At 68.6% G+C, this 18543-nt stretch carries 17 protein-coding genes; all 17 read left to right on the forward strand.

The window, feature by feature from the left end; translation table 11 throughout:
- Positions 1 to 13 precede the first annotated feature (13 nt).
- The 17 genes from ACSQ18_RS02085 to tuf all read left to right on the forward strand — a co-directional run bounded on the left by ACSQ18_RS02085 (position 14) and on the right by tuf (position 18487).
- Entirely contained in the window at positions 14 to 1072 is a 1059-nt protein-coding gene (locus ACSQ18_RS02085; protein WP_436035395.1) for an RDD family protein, read from the forward strand.
- Positions 1069 to 5541: an FtsK/SpoIIIE domain-containing protein gene (locus tag ACSQ18_RS02090; RefSeq protein WP_436035396.1), complete on the forward strand. Its 4473-nt coding sequence runs from the start codon at positions 1069 to 1071 to the stop codon at positions 5539 to 5541. Before ACSQ18_RS02085 ends, ACSQ18_RS02090 begins: the two co-directional genes overlap by 4 nt.
- Before the next feature lie 185 nt (positions 5542 to 5726).
- A complete protein-coding gene (locus tag ACSQ18_RS02095; protein WP_144807092.1) occupies positions 5727 to 6014 on the forward strand; it encodes a WXG100 family type VII secretion target in 288 nt (95 codons plus the stop codon).
- Between the two features lie 354 nt (positions 6015 to 6368).
- The gene (locus ACSQ18_RS02100; protein ID WP_436035397.1) at positions 6369 to 7661 is read left to right on the forward strand and encodes a hypothetical protein; all 1293 of its coding nucleotides are present in this window, start codon (positions 6369 to 6371) and stop codon (positions 7659 to 7661) included.
- Between the two features lie 56 nt (positions 7662 to 7717).
- Complete coding sequence (locus tag ACSQ18_RS02105) at positions 7718 to 8179, forward strand: hypothetical protein (RefSeq protein WP_436035399.1); 462 nt, start codon at positions 7718 to 7720, stop codon at positions 8177 to 8179.
- A gap of 103 nt (positions 8180 to 8282) precedes the next feature.
- Positions 8283 to 8744: a hypothetical protein gene (locus ACSQ18_RS02110; protein WP_436035400.1), complete on the forward strand. Its 462-nt coding sequence runs from the start codon at positions 8283 to 8285 to the stop codon at positions 8742 to 8744.
- Positions 8741 to 9307 (forward strand): hypothetical protein, encoded by a 567-nt coding sequence (locus tag ACSQ18_RS02115; RefSeq protein WP_436035401.1) that lies wholly within the window; start codon positions 8741 to 8743, stop codon positions 9305 to 9307. The genes ACSQ18_RS02110 and ACSQ18_RS02115 overlap by 4 nt, the downstream gene beginning before the upstream one ends.
- A gap of 301 nt (positions 9308 to 9608) precedes the next feature.
- Positions 9609 to 9779, forward strand: coding sequence for a hypothetical protein (locus ACSQ18_RS02120; RefSeq protein ID WP_436035402.1), 171 nt, complete (start codon positions 9609 to 9611; stop codon positions 9777 to 9779).
- 217 nt (positions 9780 to 9996) lie between these two features.
- Positions 9997 to 10284: a WXG100 family type VII secretion target gene (locus ACSQ18_RS02125; protein WP_144807092.1), complete on the forward strand. Its 288-nt coding sequence runs from the start codon at positions 9997 to 9999 to the stop codon at positions 10282 to 10284.
- Positions 10285 to 10400: 116 nt separating this feature from the next.
- On the forward strand, positions 10401 to 10688 hold the full coding sequence (locus tag ACSQ18_RS02130) for a hypothetical protein (RefSeq protein WP_144807093.1): 288 nt from the start codon (positions 10401 to 10403) through the stop codon (positions 10686 to 10688).
- Positions 10688 to 12568 carry a hypothetical protein gene (locus tag ACSQ18_RS02135; protein ID WP_436035403.1) on the forward strand — a complete coding sequence of 627 codons (1881 nt, stop codon included), beginning with the start codon at positions 10688 to 10690 and terminating at the stop codon, positions 12566 to 12568. Before ACSQ18_RS02130 ends, ACSQ18_RS02135 begins: the two co-directional genes overlap by 1 nt.
- A gap of 43 nt (positions 12569 to 12611) precedes the next feature.
- On the forward strand, positions 12612 to 13094 hold the full coding sequence (locus tag ACSQ18_RS02140) for a hypothetical protein (RefSeq protein ID WP_436035404.1): 483 nt from the start codon (positions 12612 to 12614) through the stop codon (positions 13092 to 13094).
- A complete protein-coding gene (locus ACSQ18_RS02145) occupies positions 13091 to 13759 on the forward strand; it encodes a hypothetical protein (protein WP_436035406.1) in 669 nt (222 codons plus the stop codon). Before ACSQ18_RS02140 ends, ACSQ18_RS02145 begins: the two co-directional genes overlap by 4 nt.
- 312 nt (positions 13760 to 14071) lie before the next feature.
- The gene (gene rpsL, locus ACSQ18_RS02150) at positions 14072 to 14440 is read left to right on the forward strand and encodes a 30S ribosomal protein S12 (protein ID WP_018171438.1); all 369 of its coding nucleotides are present in this window, start codon (positions 14072 to 14074) and stop codon (positions 14438 to 14440) included.
- 5 nt (positions 14441 to 14445) lie between these two features.
- Positions 14446 to 14916: a 30S ribosomal protein S7 gene (rpsG, locus tag ACSQ18_RS02155; protein ID WP_144807097.1), complete on the forward strand. Its 471-nt coding sequence runs from the start codon at positions 14446 to 14448 to the stop codon at positions 14914 to 14916.
- A gap of 111 nt (positions 14917 to 15027) precedes the next feature.
- Positions 15028 to 17142: an elongation factor G gene (gene fusA, locus ACSQ18_RS02160; RefSeq protein WP_144807098.1), complete on the forward strand. Its 2115-nt coding sequence runs from the start codon at positions 15028 to 15030 to the stop codon at positions 17140 to 17142.
- A gap of 151 nt (positions 17143 to 17293) precedes the next feature.
- Positions 17294 to 18487: an elongation factor Tu gene (gene tuf, locus ACSQ18_RS02165; RefSeq protein WP_144807099.1), complete on the forward strand. Its 1194-nt coding sequence runs from the start codon at positions 17294 to 17296 to the stop codon at positions 18485 to 18487.
- The last annotated feature ends 56 nt before the right edge of the window (positions 18488 to 18543 follow it).

Raw genomic sequence — 18543 nt, forward strand, 5'->3', positions numbered from 1 at the left:
CCGAGGAGCATCGATGACCGACGACGTCCAGGTGGACGCCGCCCCGACGACATCCGACCCCGCCGACCTCGGCGAGCGGCTCGGCATGGTCGCGGCGGCGCCCGGCGTGCGCACGTGGGCGTTCGTGATCGACCTGCTGGTGCTGGCGGTGCTGGCATCCCCGGCGCTCATCGGCTACATGATCGACGCGCCCGTCGCCACGCTCGTCCTATACATCGTCGGGGCGGCGCTGCCGGTGGTCTTCGGCATCCTGCAGCTCGTGCTCCACGGCCGTCGCGGCGTGACGGTCGGTAAGGCGTCGATGCGCCTGCGCTCGGTGCGCGTCGACGACTTCACGCGGCCCGGCTTCTGGCGCATCGTGCTGCGCGCCCTCGTGCTCGGTGCGTCCGGCATCCTGCCCGTCATCGGTCCGCTCGTCGTGTTGACCTCGAACCTGTGGGACCGGCGCGGCCGCAGCGTGCTGGACAAGACGGCCGGGTGCTGGCTGCTCGACGTCCGCGCGGGCATCGACCCGTTCGACGCGTCGCAGCTGCGTCGTGCGCGCCGGGCGCGGGAGGCGCCCAATCGCGACATCTCCGAGCACCTGCCGTCGCTGGCGACCGTCCCCGTCGCCGATCGTCCCGTGCTGGAGGAGCGCCGCTCGCGCGCCGGCATCGTCGGCGTCTCGCGGCAGACGTGGAGCGAACGGCCCGATGTCGTGGCTCCGGTCGTCGCGGCGGTCGCCGACCCGGCCGCCCCGTTCCTCGTCTTCGAGGACGGTTCGACGGTGATCGTCCCCTCGTACGGACTCATCGGACGGATGCCGGAGGCCCCTGCGGGCCGCGCCGCCGACGTCCTGCTCACGCTCGAAGATCCGCAGCTGCTGCTGTCGAAGACCCACCTCGCGTTCGGTGTCGAAGACGGCACGGTGTGGGTGCTCGATCAGGGATCCAGCAACGGCACCGCGATCGTCGGAGCCGACGGGACGGACTCGCCGCTTCCCGCGGGCACGCGTGTCGCGGTCGCCCACGGCACGGTCGTCCGGGCCGGCGGTCGGATGTTCCAGGTGCGTTACGGAGGACTCGGCGCATGAAGATCAAGCTCGCCCTGCGCCGCGAGGCCGCGCCGCCCGTCGACGTCATCGTCACGGCCGATGCGACGGCGACGGTCGAAGACGTCGCGCGGTCGCTCGTCGACCCGGCGCGGCTGACGCCCTCGGTGACCCCGACGCTCCTCGTCGCCCCGCCCGCGGGCGAACCCGTCCAGCTCGATCCGACCGCGCTGCTGGGCGATGCCCCGGTGGGCTCCGGCTTCGACGCGTCGGTCGTGCCGGCGACCGTCGAAGCGTACGCCGCGGGCGGCGAGACGGCCGCGGTGCTCCAGATCCTCAACGGGCCGGAGGCGGGCCGGGTCGTCCCGCTCTCGCGGGGCACGACCATCATCGGGCGCACCGAGCCGGCCCACGTCGTGCTGTCCGACCCGCAGGTGTCGAAGCGGCACGCGCGCATCGAGATCGACCAGGAGATCGAGGTCATCGACCTGAACTCCGCCAACGGGCTGCTCGTCGACGGCGGGCTCGTCCAGCGCGTCCGCGTGCTCCCGGGGCAGGTCATCACCATCGGCGCGACCGACGTCACGTTCGTGAAGACCGAAACGGCTCCCGGCGCCGACGACGACCGCGTGCTGGAGCGGGGCGGCACCCTGCTGTTCAACCGGTCGCCGCGCGTCGAGAAGCGGTACCCGGGCAAAGAGCACCGGCATCCGATGATCCCCGCGGAAGCCGACCCGCGCATCTTCCCGTGGCCCATGATCGCCGCGCCCGTCCTGCTCGGCTTCGCGATGTTCGCCTTCACCGGACGATCGTCGTCGCTCCTGATCATCGTCATGGCGCCGCTCATGATGCTCGGGAACTTCATCGGGCAGCGCACGCAGCAGGGCAAGAAGCTGCGACAGGAGATCGAGACGTTCGAGCGGCAGCTCGACGAGCTCGAAGACGCCATGGCGGCCGAGGAGATCGTCGAACGGGAGCGACGCCGCGAAGAGGCGCCGCCGACGGCGACGGTGTACGAGCAGGCGATGCGCCTCGGACCGCTCCTGTGGACCCGGCGCCCCGAGCACTGGAACTTCCTGTCGCTGCGGCTCGGGTCGGGCACGGCCGCCAGCCGGAACACGATCAAAGAGGTCAACGACCAGCGTGGCATCGCGCAATACGCCGATCAGGTCACCGCGGTGGGGCAGCGCTTCGCCCGCATCGAGGACGTGCCGCTCATCGAGCTGCTGCCGTCCGCCGGCGCGATCGGTCTCGCCGGGCCCCGCCAGCCGGTGGGCGATGTCCTCCGGGGGCTCAGCGTGCAGCTGTTCGGACTCCACGCTCCGAACGAGGTGATCACCGCGGCGATCGTCGACCCCGCGTGGACGCCCGACGTGGAGTGGATGAAGTGGCTGCCGCACACGACCAGCCCGCAGTCGCCGTTCGCGGAGATCGCGCTGGCCGACAGCCAGTCCGCCGGCACGGTGCTGCTGAACGCCCTGGAGGAGGCGATCCTCGAACGGCTGTCGGGGTCGCCGTCGCACCGCGGACCGCTCGCCGTGGCCGACATGTCGATGGAGGCCGGCAAGCACGTCGGCGAACGGCCGGGCCAGACCTCCAAGACGGCCGGCGACGTGGCGCTCGTCCTCATCGTCACCAACGACGCCCCTGTCGACCGGGCGCGCCTGACGCAGCTCATCGAGCGCGGACCGGATGCCGGTGTCTACACGATCTTCGTGGCCCCGACCGTCGAGTCGCTGCCGGCGGCCTGCCGCACCTACCTCGACGTCACCGACGGGCTCGACAATGCCTCGGTCGGCTGGGTGCGCTCGGGCGAGCGCATCGACGACGTCACGGTCGAGGGCGTCTCCCGGGAGTACGCGGAGCACTTCGCGAAGCGCCTCGCCCCGGTCGTGGACTCCAGCTCCGTCGCCCCCGACTCCTCCGACCTGCCGCAGAGTGTCTCGCTGCTGCGGCTCGTGGGAACCGAGCGCGCCGCCGAGACCTCGGCCGTGCTGGAGCGCTGGCGGCAGAACGCGTCGATCATCGACCGTTCCCGCACGCCGCGGCCGCGCCTGAAGCGGGCGGGCACGCTGAAGGCGTACATCGGCCAGGGGAGCCCCGACGCGATGTCGCTCGACCTGCGCACGCAGGGCCCGCACGCGCTCGTCGGCGGCACGACCGGTTCCGGCAAGAGCGAGTTCCTGCAGGCGTGGGTGCTCGGCATGGCGGCCGAATACAGTCCCGACCGTGTGACGTTCCTCTTCGTCGACTACAAGGGCGGCTCCGCCTTCGCCGACTGCGTCGAACTGCCGCACTGCGTCGGGCTCGTGACCGATCTGAGCCCTCACCTGGTGCGCCGGGCGCTCACGAGCCTGCGGGCCGAGCTGCACCACCGCGAGCACCTCTTCAACCGCAAGAAGGCCAAAGACCTCCTCGAGCTGGAGAAGCGACAGGACCCCGACACCCCGCCCGCGCTCGTCCTCGTGATCGACGAGTTCGCGGCCCTCGCGACCGAGGTGCCCGAGTTCGTCGACGGTGTCGTCGACATCGCCCAGCGGGGTCGCTCGCTCGGCATCCACCTCATCATGGCCACGCAGCGTCCCGCCGGCGTCATCAAGGACAACCTGCGCGCGAACACCAACCTGCGCGTGGCGCTGCGCATGGCGGATGCCTCGGACTCGAACGACGTCGTCGGCGATGTCGTGGCATCCACGTTCGATCCGTCGATCCCGGGCCGCGGCATCGCGAAGACGGGGCCGGGGCGCCTTGTGCCTTTCCAGTCCGCCTACGCGGGCGGCTGGACCACCGACGACCCCGACCGCGCGCAGGTGCGGGTCGCGGAGCTGCGCTTCGGCTCGGTCACCCTGTGGGAGAACGATGACGATCGCAAGGAGAGCGACACGCACGACGAGGATCTCGGACCGAACGACCAGAAGCGGCTCGTGGCGAACCTCGTCGCCGCGACCGCCGAGGCCGGCCTTCCGCAGCCCCGGCGCCCCTGGCTCGACGATCTGGCGACGACGATCGACCTGCGCGACCTTCCCCTCGAAGGCGACAGCCGCATCCCGCTCGGTCTGGCCGACATCCCGCAGCGCCAGCTCCAGGAGGCGGTCACGTTCGTCCCCGACGTCGACGGCCACCTCCTCGTCTACGGCACGAGCGGGGCCGGCAAGTCGGTCGCGCTCCGCTCCATCGGGATCGCCGCGGGCGCGCGCCCCGAGGCCGGCCGCGCCGCCGTGTACGGCATCGACTTCGGCACCGGCGCGCTGCGTTCGCTGGAGGTCATGCCGCACGTCGGGTCGGTCGTCTCCGGCGACGACGTCGAGCGGGTGCAGCGCCTGTTGCGCACCCTCCGCGGCATGCTCGACGACCGCGCGAAGCGATTCTCCGAAGCGGGAGCCGCCACCCTCTCCGAGTACCGCACGATCACGGGCGACCTGCAGGAGCCTCGCATCGTGCTGCTGCTCGACGGATTCGGCGTCTTCAAGCAGGACTGGGAGACCGTCTCGGCTCGGGCCCCCTTCTACGCGATCTTCATGCGGATCCTCGGCGAGGGCAGGCCCCTCGGCATCCACGTGGTCGCCACCGCCGACCGCTACGGCGCCGTTCCCACCGCGGTGAGCGCGAACGTCACCAAGCGGGTCGTGCTGCGCATGTCCGACGAGGGCGCGTACGCCATCCTGGGCGTCGCCAAAGACGTCCTGAGCGAGCGGAGCGCACCCGGCCGCGCCATCGTCGACGGCCTGGAGACCCAGATGGCCGTCATCGGCGGCACGACCAACGTCGCGGAGCAGAACGCCGCGAGCGCGGAGTTCGCACGCGATCTCCGTGCGCGGGGAGCGGTCGAGGCGCGCAACATCGGCTCGCTTCCGACCGAGCTCGCCCCCGCCGATCTTCCCGACCGCGTCGACGACCTGCCCGTGCTGGGTGTCGGTGACGACACGCTCGGCCCCAAGGGGTTCGAGCCCGTGGGCACGTTCGTCGTCGCGGGTCCGCCCCAGTCGGGGAAGACCACGGCGCTGCGCGCGATCGTCGCCGCCATGGAGCGGTTCGATCCCAAGGTCGAGCTCTTCCACATCGGTGGGCGACGGGCCGCACTCCGCGACGCGCGGGCGTGGCGCCGAGCCGCGTCGGGCATCGAAGACGTGCGGGCGCTCGCGAAGGAGCTGAAGGACGTCGTGGCCGACGAGACCATCCCCACCCGGATCGTCATCGTCGTCGAGAACGTGACCGAGTTCGGCGACACGGATGCCGAGAGGCCGCTGAAGGAGCTGTTCCAGGCGATCAACCGGAGCGACCACCTGCTGATCGCCGACGGCGACGTCACGCAGCTCTCGAGCGGCTACGGCCTCATCGGCGAGCTCAAGGCGGGCCGCCACGGCATCGCGCTGCGTCCGGAGAGCTACGACGGCGAGTCGCTGTTCAAGGTGCCGTTCCCCAAGGTGCAGCGGCACGAGTTCCCCGTCGGCCGCGGTCTGTTCGTCGAGAACGGCCGCTTCGTCACGGTGCAGCTCCCGCTCGCCGACTGATCCGGCATCCGCCACGGACAGTCACCCGCGACGGGCAGCCGCGGCGGCAATATCCCGGTGATTTCGGCGGGCCCATCGCCGTCGACACGTGGATGCGCCCCGCTGCCCGCCGGACGGCCCTCCGCGGGCTTCCTACCCTGGGTGCGCCGGGTGGTCCGGCGCGCGTGAGAGTGGGAGATGGATCGATGGCTGATTTCAAGGCTTCGTACGGCGAGATGGAAGCGATGTCGGGGAAGCTCGACTCGGGTCGTGAGGAGATCGGTGACATTCTTCGTCGTCTGAAGAGCGATGTGGACCGGTTGCTGGGCGATGACTTCAAGACGCAGCACGCGTCGGGCAAGTTCGGTGAGGGGTACAACGAGCTCACCACCGGTCTGGAGAAGGCCATCGAGGGCATCTCGGACATGGGTGAGTCGCTGCGCAAGATGCAGCAGGCGATCAAGGACACCGACCAGGCACTCGCCGGCAACTGACGCTGGTACGGAGGGGGAAGCCGTGGTCGACATCATGCTGGACCTCGAAAAGACTCCGCCAAACGAGGGACGGTCTCACGGCGACGGTCTCCGAGTTCGATTCCGCGGCCAAGACGAACGACGGACTCGAAGACGCCATCGGTCGACCTGACGACCGAGGCGAGCTGCGCGAAAGGCGTCGGACTTCGAGTCCGCGTGGAACGACAAGCGCGGCAGGCTGGGGGAGAACCTTGAGAGCATCCTCGAGCGGCTCACGGGGATCGTCGACGGCTGGGACGAGTGGGATCGCGACACTGCAAGCTCGCTCGAGGGCGCAGAGGCGAGCGGGACGGTTCGCGCGGAGGTGGCTCTCTGATGCGCTCACCCGTTGGCAACCATGAGCTGCGTCAGCTGGAGGGCAATCCCGACGACGTGTGGAATCGAGGAGATGCGCTCGTCAAGCTGGGCATGACGATGGACCGGACGGCCAACGCGTTGCGCGACATCGCTGACTCGGAGGTCTGCAAGAGCATGGGCACCGAAAAGCTGGCTCAGATCGCGGGCGAGACCGCCGCAGATCTCGCTCAGGCAGCGGTCCGATACGAGGACACCGGGCGCGTGCTCAGGACGTACGCAGACGCTCTCGGAACAGCGAAATCATGGATCGGCAACAACATCGCCGCCGTCGAGCGGGCCGAGCGGGACTACCAGTCGGCGCGCGAGGCCCGCGAATCAGCCGACGGCGACCTGTCATCGCTCGAGAAGGTCCTGGTGTGGGAAGCGGAGCCCAGTCGAGCGGAGCTGAGCGCCGCCGAGGCGGCCGCGTCGAACGCCGCGACTACCGAGAGCGGCGCGCTGGCCCATCGCGACGAGATGTGGAGCCAGTTCGACCACACCTTCGAAACGTGGGAGACGGCATACGAGGATGCGGTGACCGGGGTTCAGAGGGCGATGGACTCCGCTAACAACAACGACGGATTCTGGGAGACCCTCGACAACTTCCTCGAACTGGTCGGGTGGGTCATCCTGGCACTCACGGTCATCGCGCTCATCATCGGCGCCCCCTTGGCCGGCCTGCTCGGCGCGATCATCCTCGGGCTCACCCTCCTGGTCTTCGTCCTGAACGCACTCAAGTTCTTCACCGGGAATGGCACGCTGAGCGATCTGATGCTGTCGGCTGTCGGACTTCTTCCCTTCGGAATCGGAAGGCTGCTCTCGAAGGGTGCCCCGGCGCTGTCCGCGGTGATCCAGAGCGGCCGCGGCGTGGTGACAGGCGTGATCCGCAGTGGGCTTCCTCGATGGAGTCTGTTCCGCCCTACCACTTGGTCCACGCCGTTCCGGTGGCTCAGCGCGCCTGGTCGAGCTCGCGCGGGATTGCCGGTGCCGGGACCGTTCGTGAACCCGTTTCGCACGATGGCGCTCGGCGACGCCAGACTGGTGCAGGTCGAGAACTTCCTCGGGACAATGCGCGCGTCTCCTTGGGGTGGTGCCGCGCCGGTCCAGCGGTTCATCGCACCGACGCAGGGGGCCATGCCCGCGCTGTGGAAGCAGGGGATCAACGTCGGAGTCTGGGGCGTATCGTTCGGATTCGATCTGACGCAGAACCTCAAGCCCGTGACCGGATTCGCGTTCGAAATCCCCAGTGCGAACGAAGTGAGGATCGGATGATACGACCGGGCGATGGCGGACCCTTCGGTAGAGGGTGGGTGCTTCACCGAATCTATGTGGTGTGTCAGATCTTCCTCGCGGTCGTGCTCCTGGCGTTCATCGTCGGATCTCTGATCTTCACCGGCGGTCGCGTGGGGGAGGCTCAGAATACGAACTGGGACGAAGTGTGGCGTTGGCCGGTGTTCCCCGTGCCAGCGTGGATCCTGATCGTCCCGGCCATCGTCGGCGCGTTCGTCGTCCTGCCGATGTGCATCCGCACTCCCGCGGCGCGCGCCAACATCCTGCTGGGGGCCGTCGGACCGACCTTCGCCGCGGGCGGCTCGGCCGTCCTCTTCATGTTCCTCTTCCCGGCCGATGACGGACCTTTCCCGATGCCGGACCCCGACGACGGCTCGCTCGGATGGCACTGGGTGGCCCTCGTCCCGACGGTCTTCTCGCTCGTAGTCCTGATCATCGCCGTGGCCGTCAAGGGGCGGGAGTACGAGCGCATCCGCCTCTCGGGCGGAGCGTCGTGGTGACTGAGACTCCCCGGGGCTTCCACATCATGATGCCGCGCGGGTGGGTGCGCTATCTCATCGACGCGGAGGGCAAGCGTGCGGTGTCGCTCAGGCATCGGCGCGCATGCGGGAGCTGTCGCGGCCCGATCTCGACGCGCAGGCGCGCACGATGATCGAGTCCTACTGGCGCACGCTGAAAGCCAACCGCATCTCCGCCGTCTACCTGCCGAGCGACCCCGAGGGTGGCGGTGCACCACTGTCGATCGCCGTAAAGCAGCATGTGGCACCTCCGGGTAGGCCCTTCGCCGACTCGCTCCGCGCACTCGCCTCGGGCGCGTCGGTCGAGACTCTCGACACTTCGATAGGCACCGTTCTGCGCTGGGTGAAGGACGCGCACGGAACAGGCGAGTTTGACGGCGTGGCCTCCCGCCAGATCGGCTACGGATTCCCGCTTCCCGGTGCGGACGAACACCGGGGCATGGTCTTCCTCGCTTCGATCGCGCACGTGGACGACGCCGACTCCTCATACCTCGACCTGCTTACCGAGACCGCAGACACGATCATGGAGACCTTCCGCTGGCGATGACCCTCGAATACACCGTCGACCTCGACTACGCCGTCTGGATTCCCGTGCCGCTGGAGTTCCCCTGGAACGGCTACGACACGGCGCTTGCATGGGCGGCCGACCTGACATCCGACCTGCTGCCCGAGAGGCGCGTCCCCGAAGAGGTGCGGCGCGCGTTCGCCGCGACCGCGGTCGAACGAGCGGTGATGGACTCACCCCTTCCCGAGGCGATCGAGCGCTTCTGGCGCCGTCCCGACTCGGGCGCACCCGACCGACTCGTGCACCTCTACGCGATTGCGTCACACGAGACCGCCGCCGAGGAACTCGTCGAGCTGGCGCGGACAGGAGTCGGTGGCTTCGTTCAGAGCGTCGCCGTGCTCGAGGACACCGCGTTCTCGGTCGCGTTACGGGTGGCTCTTCTGATCGAACTCCCGCAGGGCGTCGCGTCGGTCACACGGGTGATCGGCGCGCGGGACGGCACCGTGCTGCTCCTCGAGCTCATCGACGATGATCCCCATGCCATCGCCTTGCTCACTCCCGAGATCGAAGGGCTCTTCCGCAGCATTCGGCTTCGCACGGTGTGAAAAGGGAGATGGGTGCATGGCTATCTTCACGGCCTCGTTCGACGTGAATCAGCTTGAGGCCTGCCTCGCCGACACGGATGCGCTCTTCGCCTCCATCGCTTCCGCCGAAGCAACCGCCCGATGAGCCGCTGCCGGTGGTCGCCGGACTTCTTCTGTTCGCGGCAGCCGGCGTCGCTGCCTTTACTCTCTGGCGGCGAGGGCTGCGAACCGACCGCAGCGGCGCGCAGTCGAGCATGGGCCGGCTCACCCGAGATCTCATCGACGAGGCGGACGCCGGGGAAGTGCTGGCCGCGCTCGACGCGTGGTGGGCCGCGGTCGGCCGGCGGCGCTCGCGGCCGACCGGGAAGGGCTTGAGCAGGCCCGCGCGGCCGTCCTCGCCAAGCTTCGCACCACGACGTACATCACGGAGCGGGAGGAGCGCGCCGCGCTTCGCCGGACCGCGGTGCCGGGGTGGAAGGAGCGTCGGCGGTGAACTCGCTGCGCGAAGAGCTTGGGGAGAGCCCGTCACTACCGCGACCCCATACACGCTGCTGTGCCCCGGGTCGTGGTGTTGCAGGAGGTGGCGGACGACGCGTCCCCGCGCCGACCGGCGACGGATCGGGGAGTTCTCCCCATTGGCTCCCCGGAGGGCGTCTCGTAGCCTGGGGGTGTGCCGGGAGGTCCGGTGATTCTGAAAGGGAGATGGATCGATGGCTGATTTCAAGGCTTCGTACGGCGAGATGGAAGCGATGTCGGGGAAGCTCGACTCGGGTCGTGAGGAGATCGGTGACATTCTTCGTCGTCTGAAGAGCGATGTGGACCGGTTGCTGGGCGATGACTTCAAGACGCAGCACGCGTCGGGCAAGTTCGGTGAGGGGTACAACGAGCTGACGACGGGTCTGGAGAAGGCCATCGAGGGTATCTCGGACATGGGTGAGTCGCTGCGCAAGATGCAGCAGGCGATCAAGGACACCGACCAGGCACTCGCCGGCAACTGACGTCCTCCGGTCGCGGCGGGCGGCGCCCCTGGAGGGTGCCGCCGCCGCGACCGACGCATTTCTGCCGCCGGTCGCGGCATCCCCGTCCCTTCCCGTTCCGAACCGCGAGGCATCCGATGGCTGACATGGTCCGACTCGACCTCGGCGAGATCGCCGCGACCGCGAGTCGCGCTGAGCGCATCCGTCGCACGTTCGACGCGTCGGACGATTCGGCCCGACGAGCCGCGGACGCCTGCGGGCACGACGACCTGGCCGACACCGTGCGGCGATTCGCGTCGACGTGGGACGACCGGCGGCGGGGGATGGCCGAGGCGCTGGGCACCCTGGGCGGCGTGCTGGAGGACATCCGCACGGCGTTCACACAGATCGACCTGGAACTCGGCACGGCGGCAGGGGAGCGCTGATGGAGCAGCTCGACGGCGACCCGGTCGTCCTCCGCAGCACCGGACAGCGCTATCGCGAGACGGCCGCCGCCATCCGCATCGCCGTCTCCACCCTGCAGGAGATCGCCCGACCGGGCGCCATGGTGAGCGTCGCGATCGATCGCGTGCGCGGCGACGCGGAGCACTTGGCGAGTGAGATCGATGCGGCCGAGAGCCGCTACGGCGAGACGGGTGATGCGCTCCTCGACTACGCGGCGGCGCTCGCCGACGCGCAGGAGCGCGCTGCTCGCGCCATCGCCGACCACGATGCCGCGGCCACCGATCTCGCGGCGGCCCAGACACGCTCCCGGTCGCTGCGGTCCGAGCGCTCCGCTCTGCTGCGCGCCTCGACCACCGCCGCGTCCGGCGGCGACGGCGCCGACGAACTCTCCGGACTCGACCGCCTGCTGCGCGGTGCCGGATCCGATGCCGCCGAGGCCGCTGCCACCGCCGCGCGGCGACGCTACGACGATGCGGTCGCCGATCGCGATCGCGCCGCTCGCGCCGCCATGGACCGCATCCGTGACGTCGTCGAGGGCAGTTCGCTCAACGACTCCTTCTGGGACGACGTATCCGGCGTGTTCCACGACATCGTCGACTTCCTGGCGGATGCGCTGGAGGCGATCGTCGACGCGATCGTCGCGGTGCTGGAGGCGATCGTCACGCTCATCGTGACCGTACTCGCCGTGCTCGCGGCGGTGCTGCTCCTGGGCCTCGTGATCCTCCTCGCGCTGGCGCTCGCGATCGTCGCGCTCGCCGTGCTCGTACTCGTCGTGGCCGCCGCCCTCGTGCTCCTCGTCGTCGCCGCCCTGCTGGTGCTGGGGCTCGTGCTCGTCGCCCTCGCGGTGCTCGTGATCCTGGTCGCGCGGGTGCTGGTGGGCCTGTTCGTGTTCGTCGTCGGGTTCTCGTGGCTCCTCGCGATCAATCTGCTGCGCGGCATGGACCCGATGCAGGCGCTCGTGCAGGCGGCGATCCCCGCGCTGCTCACGGCGTTCCCCGAGCTGTGGGCCGTCATCGCGCTCGCGTCGCTGCAGGAGACCGGCACGCCGGAGTTCGTCGATGCCGAGGCACAGCCGCGCCGTCAGGACGAGTCGCTGTCGACGATGTTCGACGACCTCATGGCGATCGACGAAGCGGGGCACCTCGACCCCGACGACGATTCCGTCAACCACGAGTCGGTCGTGCGGATCATCCCGTTCGTCGGCCCCGACGGTCAGATCATCTATCGGGTGCACATCCCCTCGACGCAGCAGTGGACGCCCGGGGGAACCAGCGGGAACGACGTAACCAGCGACGTCGTCGCCAAGATGAACCAGGCTCAGCAGACCCAGCTGGAGAAGATGGTCATCGACGCGATGAAGCGTGCCGGCATCCAACCCGGAGACCACGTCATGCTCGCCGGCTGGAGCCTCGGCGGCATCACCGCGGGCAACCTCGCCGCCGACCCCGAGTTCTCCAGCACGTACCGCGTGGATGCCATCGCCGTCGCCGGCTCGTCGGTGGACGACCTGGACATCCCGCACTCGACACGCGTGCTCGACGTGTCGCATTCGACCGATCCCGTGCCGCGCACCGAGAACCCCTACGCCGCCGACCACTCGGACGATCCCAACCGCTACAAGATCGACGTGCCGGCACCGAACCCGGGCGAGGGGCTGGGCCACAACGCGAAGCAGTACCAGTCGACCGTCGACGCGCAGGTGACGCAGGGCGGGAGCCAGGCGGGCCGCGACTTCCTCGCGGACGACCCGAACGCCCAGGACGGCGTGCAGATCTCGGACTACTTCGGCACGCCGGCGACGCGCGACGAAGACGGCAACCGGATCGGAACCCACGACTACGCGTACACGCGCGGCGACTGAGGCAAGGGCCGTCAGAATGGGACGAGAGAGACGGGAGGGCGCCATGCCCCTACGAGACATCCGCCGCGCGGCCGCGGTGCTCGTCGCGGCGCTGTGCGCGCTCGTCCTGGTCGCGTGCGCCGCGTCACCGACCCCGACGACACCCGGAGGAGAACCGGACATGGACAAAGCAGCCGTGACCGCGGCGATCGAGCAGATCCCCGGCGTTGCGTCGGCTGACGTCGGCGCCTTCAACACGGGCACGCCGGGATCGTTCGCCGCGCGCATCGCCCTCACCCTCGACGAGGGCGGACTCGCACGCCTCGGCGAGGTGCTTCACGAAGCGGCGCGGGCGGTCGCCGCCGACCCTGGCGACTACGCGACGTACGAGTTCGAGGTGACGGCGCCCGACGAGAGCGAGCCGTCCGACCTCATCGTGCTGACCCTCTCCCGCTACCGCGACGACATCCCGTTCTCCCAGGGCACGTACCTCGGCTCGACGCTGTCGCTGACGGCATCCGAGCTCGCGGAGGTCGCCGCCGGATGAACCGTCGTCCCGCACTGGAGCTCACCCTGCCCGGTGACTGGCACCCGGTGCCGCTGGGGGAGGACGCCGCGATCGACGAGGACGTCGCCTCGTTCGTACGCGGGCACTTCGGTCGGCGCGACGACCAGGCTGTCTTCCGTGCCCAGCAGCGGGAGCGCCTGCGGGCCGCAGCGCGCCGGGCGCGGGATGCCGGTGCCGCGCAGTTCCAGCTGTCGCTCACGGTGCCCGGCGGCGTCGGTCTCGCCGCCACGGTCGCGGAGTATCACCCGGCGCTTCCCCTCGGGACCGCCACCGAGCCGCCGGCCGTCGCCGATGCGCTCGTTCGCGTGCTCGTCGGCGGTGCGTCCTCGGCTGCAGCAGCGGGCGATCATTGGGACGTGTTCGCCGCCGCCGGCGGTGCCGTCTTCGATCGCGGCGACGGTCTCGTGCTCCGGACGACGCGCCGGCGCGCCCCCGTGGACGACGACGATCTCGGCGCGACCACGGTGGACTACTGGCTCACGCGGCCGGGCCGCCCCGATGCCGTGCTCGTGAGTTTCACGACCGCGCTGGTCGACCTCGAGCCGGTGATGGTGGAGCTGTTCGACGCGATCGTCTCGGCGGCCTCGTGGGCTGCGGAACCCGGTGAGCCGGCGACCTCGTTGCGAGCGGAACTCCAGGGCTGACCGCGGCGACGCCCACGGCGTCCTCTGCGGAATCCCGCGTGGCATCCGCGTTTGCCGCCGTCTGTAATACGGCGTATCATTGACCGGGTGTGCGCTCTCGCGCGCCCTGCGTCGTGCCAACGGTGCGGACAGGGCAGAGAGCGTCACACATCAGGGATCGTCCTGCGAACAGGGCGCCCCCACGGCATATCCACCACTCACACGTTCGGCGCTCTCGCGTCGTGCCGGTGGATCTGTGGTGAAACCACGAACGCTGTCACCGTGCAGCACCTGTGCGGACCGAAGGTCCGCGCAGCTCAACAAGGAGAGAACGTGCCAACCATTCAGCAGTTGGTTCGCAAGGGTCGCTCGCCCAAGGTCTCGAAGACCAAGGCGCCCGCCCTGAAGGCGAACCCGCAGCAGGCGGGTGTCTGCACCCGCGTGTACACGACCACGCCCAAGAAGCCGAACTCGGCGATGCGCAAGGTCGCTCGTGTCAAGCTTCGCAACGGCACCGAGGTCACCGCGTACATCCCCGGCGAGGGTCACAACCTGCAGGAGCACTCGCTGGTGCTCGTCCGCGGCGGTCGTGTGAAGGACCTCCCCGGTGTGCGCTACAAGATCGTCCGCGGCGCCCTGGACACCCAGGCCGTCAAGAACCGCAAGCAGGCCCGTAGTCGCTACGGCGCCAAGAAGGGCTGAGTCAGATGCCTCGCAAGGGACCCGCACCCCGCCGCATCGTCGTCAACGACCCGGTCTACGGTGCTCCGATCGTCACCCAGCTGGTGAACAAGATCCTCGTCGACGGCAAGAAGTCGCTCGCCGAGTCGATCGTCTACAACGCCCTCAAGGGCGTCGAGGCCAAGAACGGCCAGGATGCCGTCGCGACGCTCAAGAAGGCGCTCGACAACGTCCGTCCCACCCTCGAGGTCAAGAGCCGCCGCGTCGGCGGTTCGACCTACCAGGTGCCCGTCGAGGTCAAGCCGCACCGCGCGAACACGCTCGCGCTGCGCTGGCTCGTGAGCTACGCGAAGGGTCGTCGTGAGAAGACGATGACCGAGCGTCTGCAGAACGAGATCCTCGACGCCTCGAACGGCCTCGGTGCCGCGGTCAAGCGCCGCGAAGACACCCACAAGATGGCCGAGTCGAACCGCGCCTTCGCGCACTACCGCTGGTAATCCGTTTCGACTCGCTTCGCTCGCTCAACGACCGAAGAACCGGTCGTTGAGCGAGCGGCGAAGCCGCGAGTCGAAACGCCCCACCCGAACCTCCAGATAAAGGACATCCCCGTGGCACAAGAAGTGCTCACCGACCTCAACAAGGTCCGCAACATCGGCATCATGGCGCACATCGATGCCGGCAAGACGACGACGACCGAGCGCATCCTGTTCTACACGGGCGTCAACCACAAGCTCGGCGAGACGCACGACGGTGCCTCGACGACCGACTGGATGGAGCAGGAGAAGGAGCGCGGCATCACGATCACGTCTGCCGCCGTGACCTGCTTCTGGAACAAGAACCAGATCAACATCATCGACACCCCCGGCCACGTCGACTTCACGGTCGAGGTCGAGCGCTCGCTCCGCGTGCTCGACGGCGCGGTCGCCGTCTTCGACGGCAAGGAGGGCGTCGAGCCCCAGTCCGAGACCGTCTGGCGCCAGGCCGACAAGTACGACGTCCCGCGCATCTGCTTCGTCAACAAGATGGACAAGCTCGGTGCCGACTTCTACTTCACGGTCGACACGATCATCAACCGTCTCGGCGCCAAGCCGCTCGTCCTCCAGCTGCCGATCGGCGCTGAGAACGACTTCATCGGCGTCATCGACCTCGTCGAGATGCGCGCCCTGGTGTGGCCCGGCGATGCCAAGGGTGACGTGACCATGGGCGCGAAGTACGAGATCCAGGAGATCCCGGCCGACCTCGCCGACCGTGCCGCCGAGTACCGCGAGAAGCTGCTCGAGACGGTCGCCGAGAGCGACGAGACCCTGCTGGAGAAGTACTTCGGTGGTGAGGAGCTCTCGATCGCCGAGATCAAGGGCGCCATCCGCAAGATGACCGTCTCCGGTGAGCTCTACCCCGTCCTGTGCGGCTCCGCGTTCAAGAACCGCGGCGTGCAGCCCATGCTCGACGCGGTCGTCGACTTCCTCCCGTCGCCCCTCGACGTGCCCGCCATCGAGGCGCACGACCCGAAGGACGAGGAGAAGGTCATCGAGCGTCACCCCGACGCCAACGACCCGTTCGCCGCGCTGGCCTTCAAGGTCGCGGTGCACCCCTTCTTCGGTCGCCTCACCTACATCCGCGTCTACTCGGGTCACCTCGACTCCGGCGCGCAGGTCATCAACTCGACCAAGGGCAAGAAGGAGCGCATCGGGAAGATCTTCCAGATGCACGCCAACAAGGAGAACCCGGTCGACTCGGTCACCGCGGGCAACATCTACGCCGTCATCGGCCTGAAGGACACCACCACCGGTGACACCCTGGCCGACCCGAACGAGCCGGTCGTCCTCGAGTCGATGACGTTCCCCGAGCCCGTCATCGAGGTCGCGATCGAGCCCAAGACGAAGGCCGACCAGGAGAAGCTGGGTGTCGCCATCCAGAAGCTCGCCGAGGAAGACCCGACGTTCCGCACCGAGCTCAACCCCGAGACGGGTCAGACCGTCATCAAGGGCATGGGCGAGCTGCACCTCGACATCCTCGTCGACCGCATGAAGCGCGAGTTCCGCGTCGAGGCGAACGTCGGCAAGCCGCAGGTGGCGTACCGCGAGACCATCCGCAAGACGGTCGAGCGTCACGACTACACGCACAAGAAGCAGACCGGTGGTTCGGGTCAGTTCGCGAAGATCCAGTTCGCGCTCGAGCCCCTCGAGGTCACGGCCGACAAGACGTACGAGTTCGAGAACAAGGTCACCGGTGGCCGCATCCCGCGCGAGTACATCGAGCCGACCAACCAGGGCTTCCAGGACGCCATGAACGTCGGCGTGCTCGCCGGCTACCCCATGGTGGGCGTGAAGGCGATCCTGCTCGACGGTGCCTCGCACGATGTCGACTCGTCCGAGATGGCGTTCAAGATCGCCGGCTCGATGGGCTTCAAGGAGGCCGTCCGCAAGGCGAACCCCGCCATCCTCGAGCCGCTCATGAGCGTCGAGGTCCGTACTCCCGAGGAGTACATGGGTGACGTCATCGGCGACCTCAACAGCCGCCGTGGCCAGATCCAGTCCATGGAAGACGCCGCCGGCGTGAAGGTCGTCCGTGCGCTCGTCCCGCTGTCCGAGATGTTCGGCTACATCGGCGACCTGCGCTCGAAGACCTCGGGCCGCGCGGTCTACTCGATGGAGTTCGACTCGTACGCCGAGGTCCCCAAGGCCGTCGCCGACGAGATCGTCCAGAAGACCAAGGGCGAGTAACCCTTTCCCTGCTCGGATGCCGGGGGCCTGCGCTCCCGGCATCCACCCAAACTGAATACAGAACCGTCAACTACACTGACAACATCCCCGTAGAACGCCGGTCGCAATCCAGCGCCCGGAGCTCTACAACGACCGTCCTGAGGAGGACCCAGTGGCTAAGGCCAAGTTCGAGCGGACCAAGCCGCACGTGAACATCGGAACGATCGGTCACGTCGACCACGGCAAGACGACGCTCACCGCGGCGATCTCGAAGGTGCTCGCTGACAAGTTCCCGTCCGCGACCAACGTCCAGCGCGACTTCGCGTCGATCGACTCGGCTCCCGAGGAACGTCAGCGCGGCATCACGATCAACATCTCGCACGTCGAGTACGAGACCCCGAAGCGTCACTACGCTCACGTCGACGCCCCGGGTCACGCCGACTACATCAAGAACATGATCACCGGTGCCGCTCAGATGGACGGCGCGATCCTCGTGGTCGCCGCCACCGACGGCCCGATGGCGCAGACGCGCGAGCACGTGCTGCTCGCCAAGCAGGTCGGCGTGCCCTACCTGCTCGTCGCGCTGAACAAGTCGGACATGGTCGACGACGAGGAGATCCTGGAGCTCGTCGAGCTCGAGGTTCGCGAGCTGCTCTCGTCGCAGGACTTCGACGGCGACAACGCTCCCGTCGTCCGCGTCTCGGGCCTCAAGGCTCTCGAGGGCGACGAGAAGTGGACGCAGGCGATCCTCGACCTCATGGAGGCCGTCGACGAGTCCATCCCCGACCCGGTGCGTGACAAGGACAAGCCGTTCCTCATGCCCGTCGAGGACGTCTTCACCATCACCGGCCGTGGCACGGTCGTCACGGGTCGCGCCGAGCGTGGCACCCTGGCGATCAACTCCGAGATCGAGATCGTGGGTCTGCGCCCGACGCAGAAGACGATCGTCACCGGTATCGAGATGTTCCACAAGCAGCTCGACGAGGCCTGGGCCGGCGAGAACTGTGGTCTGCTCCTTCGCGGCACCAAGCGTGACGACGTCGAGCGCGGCCAGGTCATCGTGAAGCCGGGTTCGGTCACGCCGCACACCAACTTCGAGGGCACGGCGTACATCCTGTCCAAGGAGGAGGGTGGCCGTCACAACCCCTTCTACACGAACTACCGCCCGCAGTTCTACTTCCGCACCACCGACGTCACCGGCGTCATCTCGCTGCCCGAGGGCACCGAGATGGTCATGCCCGGTGACACCACCGACATGACGGTCGAGCTGATCCAGCCGATCGCCATGGAAGAGGGCCTCGGCTTCGCGATCCGTGAGGGTGGCCGCACCGTCGGCGCCGGCACGGTCACGAAGATCGTGAAGTAAGTCTTTCCAGACTGCATCGAGAGGGTCGGATCCGAAAGGATCCGGCCCTTTCGTCG

The organism is Microbacterium sp. LjRoot45 (genome assembly GCF_964253325.1).
GTDB lineage: Bacteria > Actinomycetota > Actinomycetes > Actinomycetales > Microbacteriaceae > Microbacterium.

Coding starts and splice junctions, on each gene's coding strand:
- ACSQ18_RS02085 (WP_436035395.1), top strand. CDS start 14: ATGACCGACGACGTCCAGGTGGACGCCGCCCCGACGACATCCGACCCC.
- ACSQ18_RS02090 (WP_436035396.1), top strand. CDS start 1,069: ATGAAGATCAAGCTCGCCCTGCGCCGCGAGGCCGCGCCGCCCGTCGAC.
- ACSQ18_RS02095 (WP_144807092.1), top strand. CDS start 5,727: ATGGCTGATTTCAAGGCTTCGTACGGCGAGATGGAAGCGATGTCGGGG.
- ACSQ18_RS02100 (WP_436035397.1), top strand. CDS start 6,369: ATGCGCTCACCCGTTGGCAACCATGAGCTGCGTCAGCTGGAGGGCAAT.
- ACSQ18_RS02110 (WP_436035400.1), top strand. CDS start 8,283: ATGCGGGAGCTGTCGCGGCCCGATCTCGACGCGCAGGCGCGCACGATG.
- ACSQ18_RS02115 (WP_436035401.1), top strand. CDS start 8,741: ATGACCCTCGAATACACCGTCGACCTCGACTACGCCGTCTGGATTCCC.
- ACSQ18_RS02125 (WP_144807092.1), top strand. CDS start 9,997: ATGGCTGATTTCAAGGCTTCGTACGGCGAGATGGAAGCGATGTCGGGG.
- ACSQ18_RS02130 (WP_144807093.1), top strand. CDS start 10,401: ATGGCTGACATGGTCCGACTCGACCTCGGCGAGATCGCCGCGACCGCG.
- ACSQ18_RS02135 (WP_436035403.1), top strand. CDS start 10,688: ATGGAGCAGCTCGACGGCGACCCGGTCGTCCTCCGCAGCACCGGACAG.
- ACSQ18_RS02140 (WP_436035404.1), top strand. CDS start 12,612: ATGCCCCTACGAGACATCCGCCGCGCGGCCGCGGTGCTCGTCGCGGCG.
- ACSQ18_RS02145 (WP_436035406.1), top strand. CDS start 13,091: ATGAACCGTCGTCCCGCACTGGAGCTCACCCTGCCCGGTGACTGGCAC.
- rpsG (WP_144807097.1), top strand. CDS start 14,446: ATGCCTCGCAAGGGACCCGCACCCCGCCGCATCGTCGTCAACGACCCG.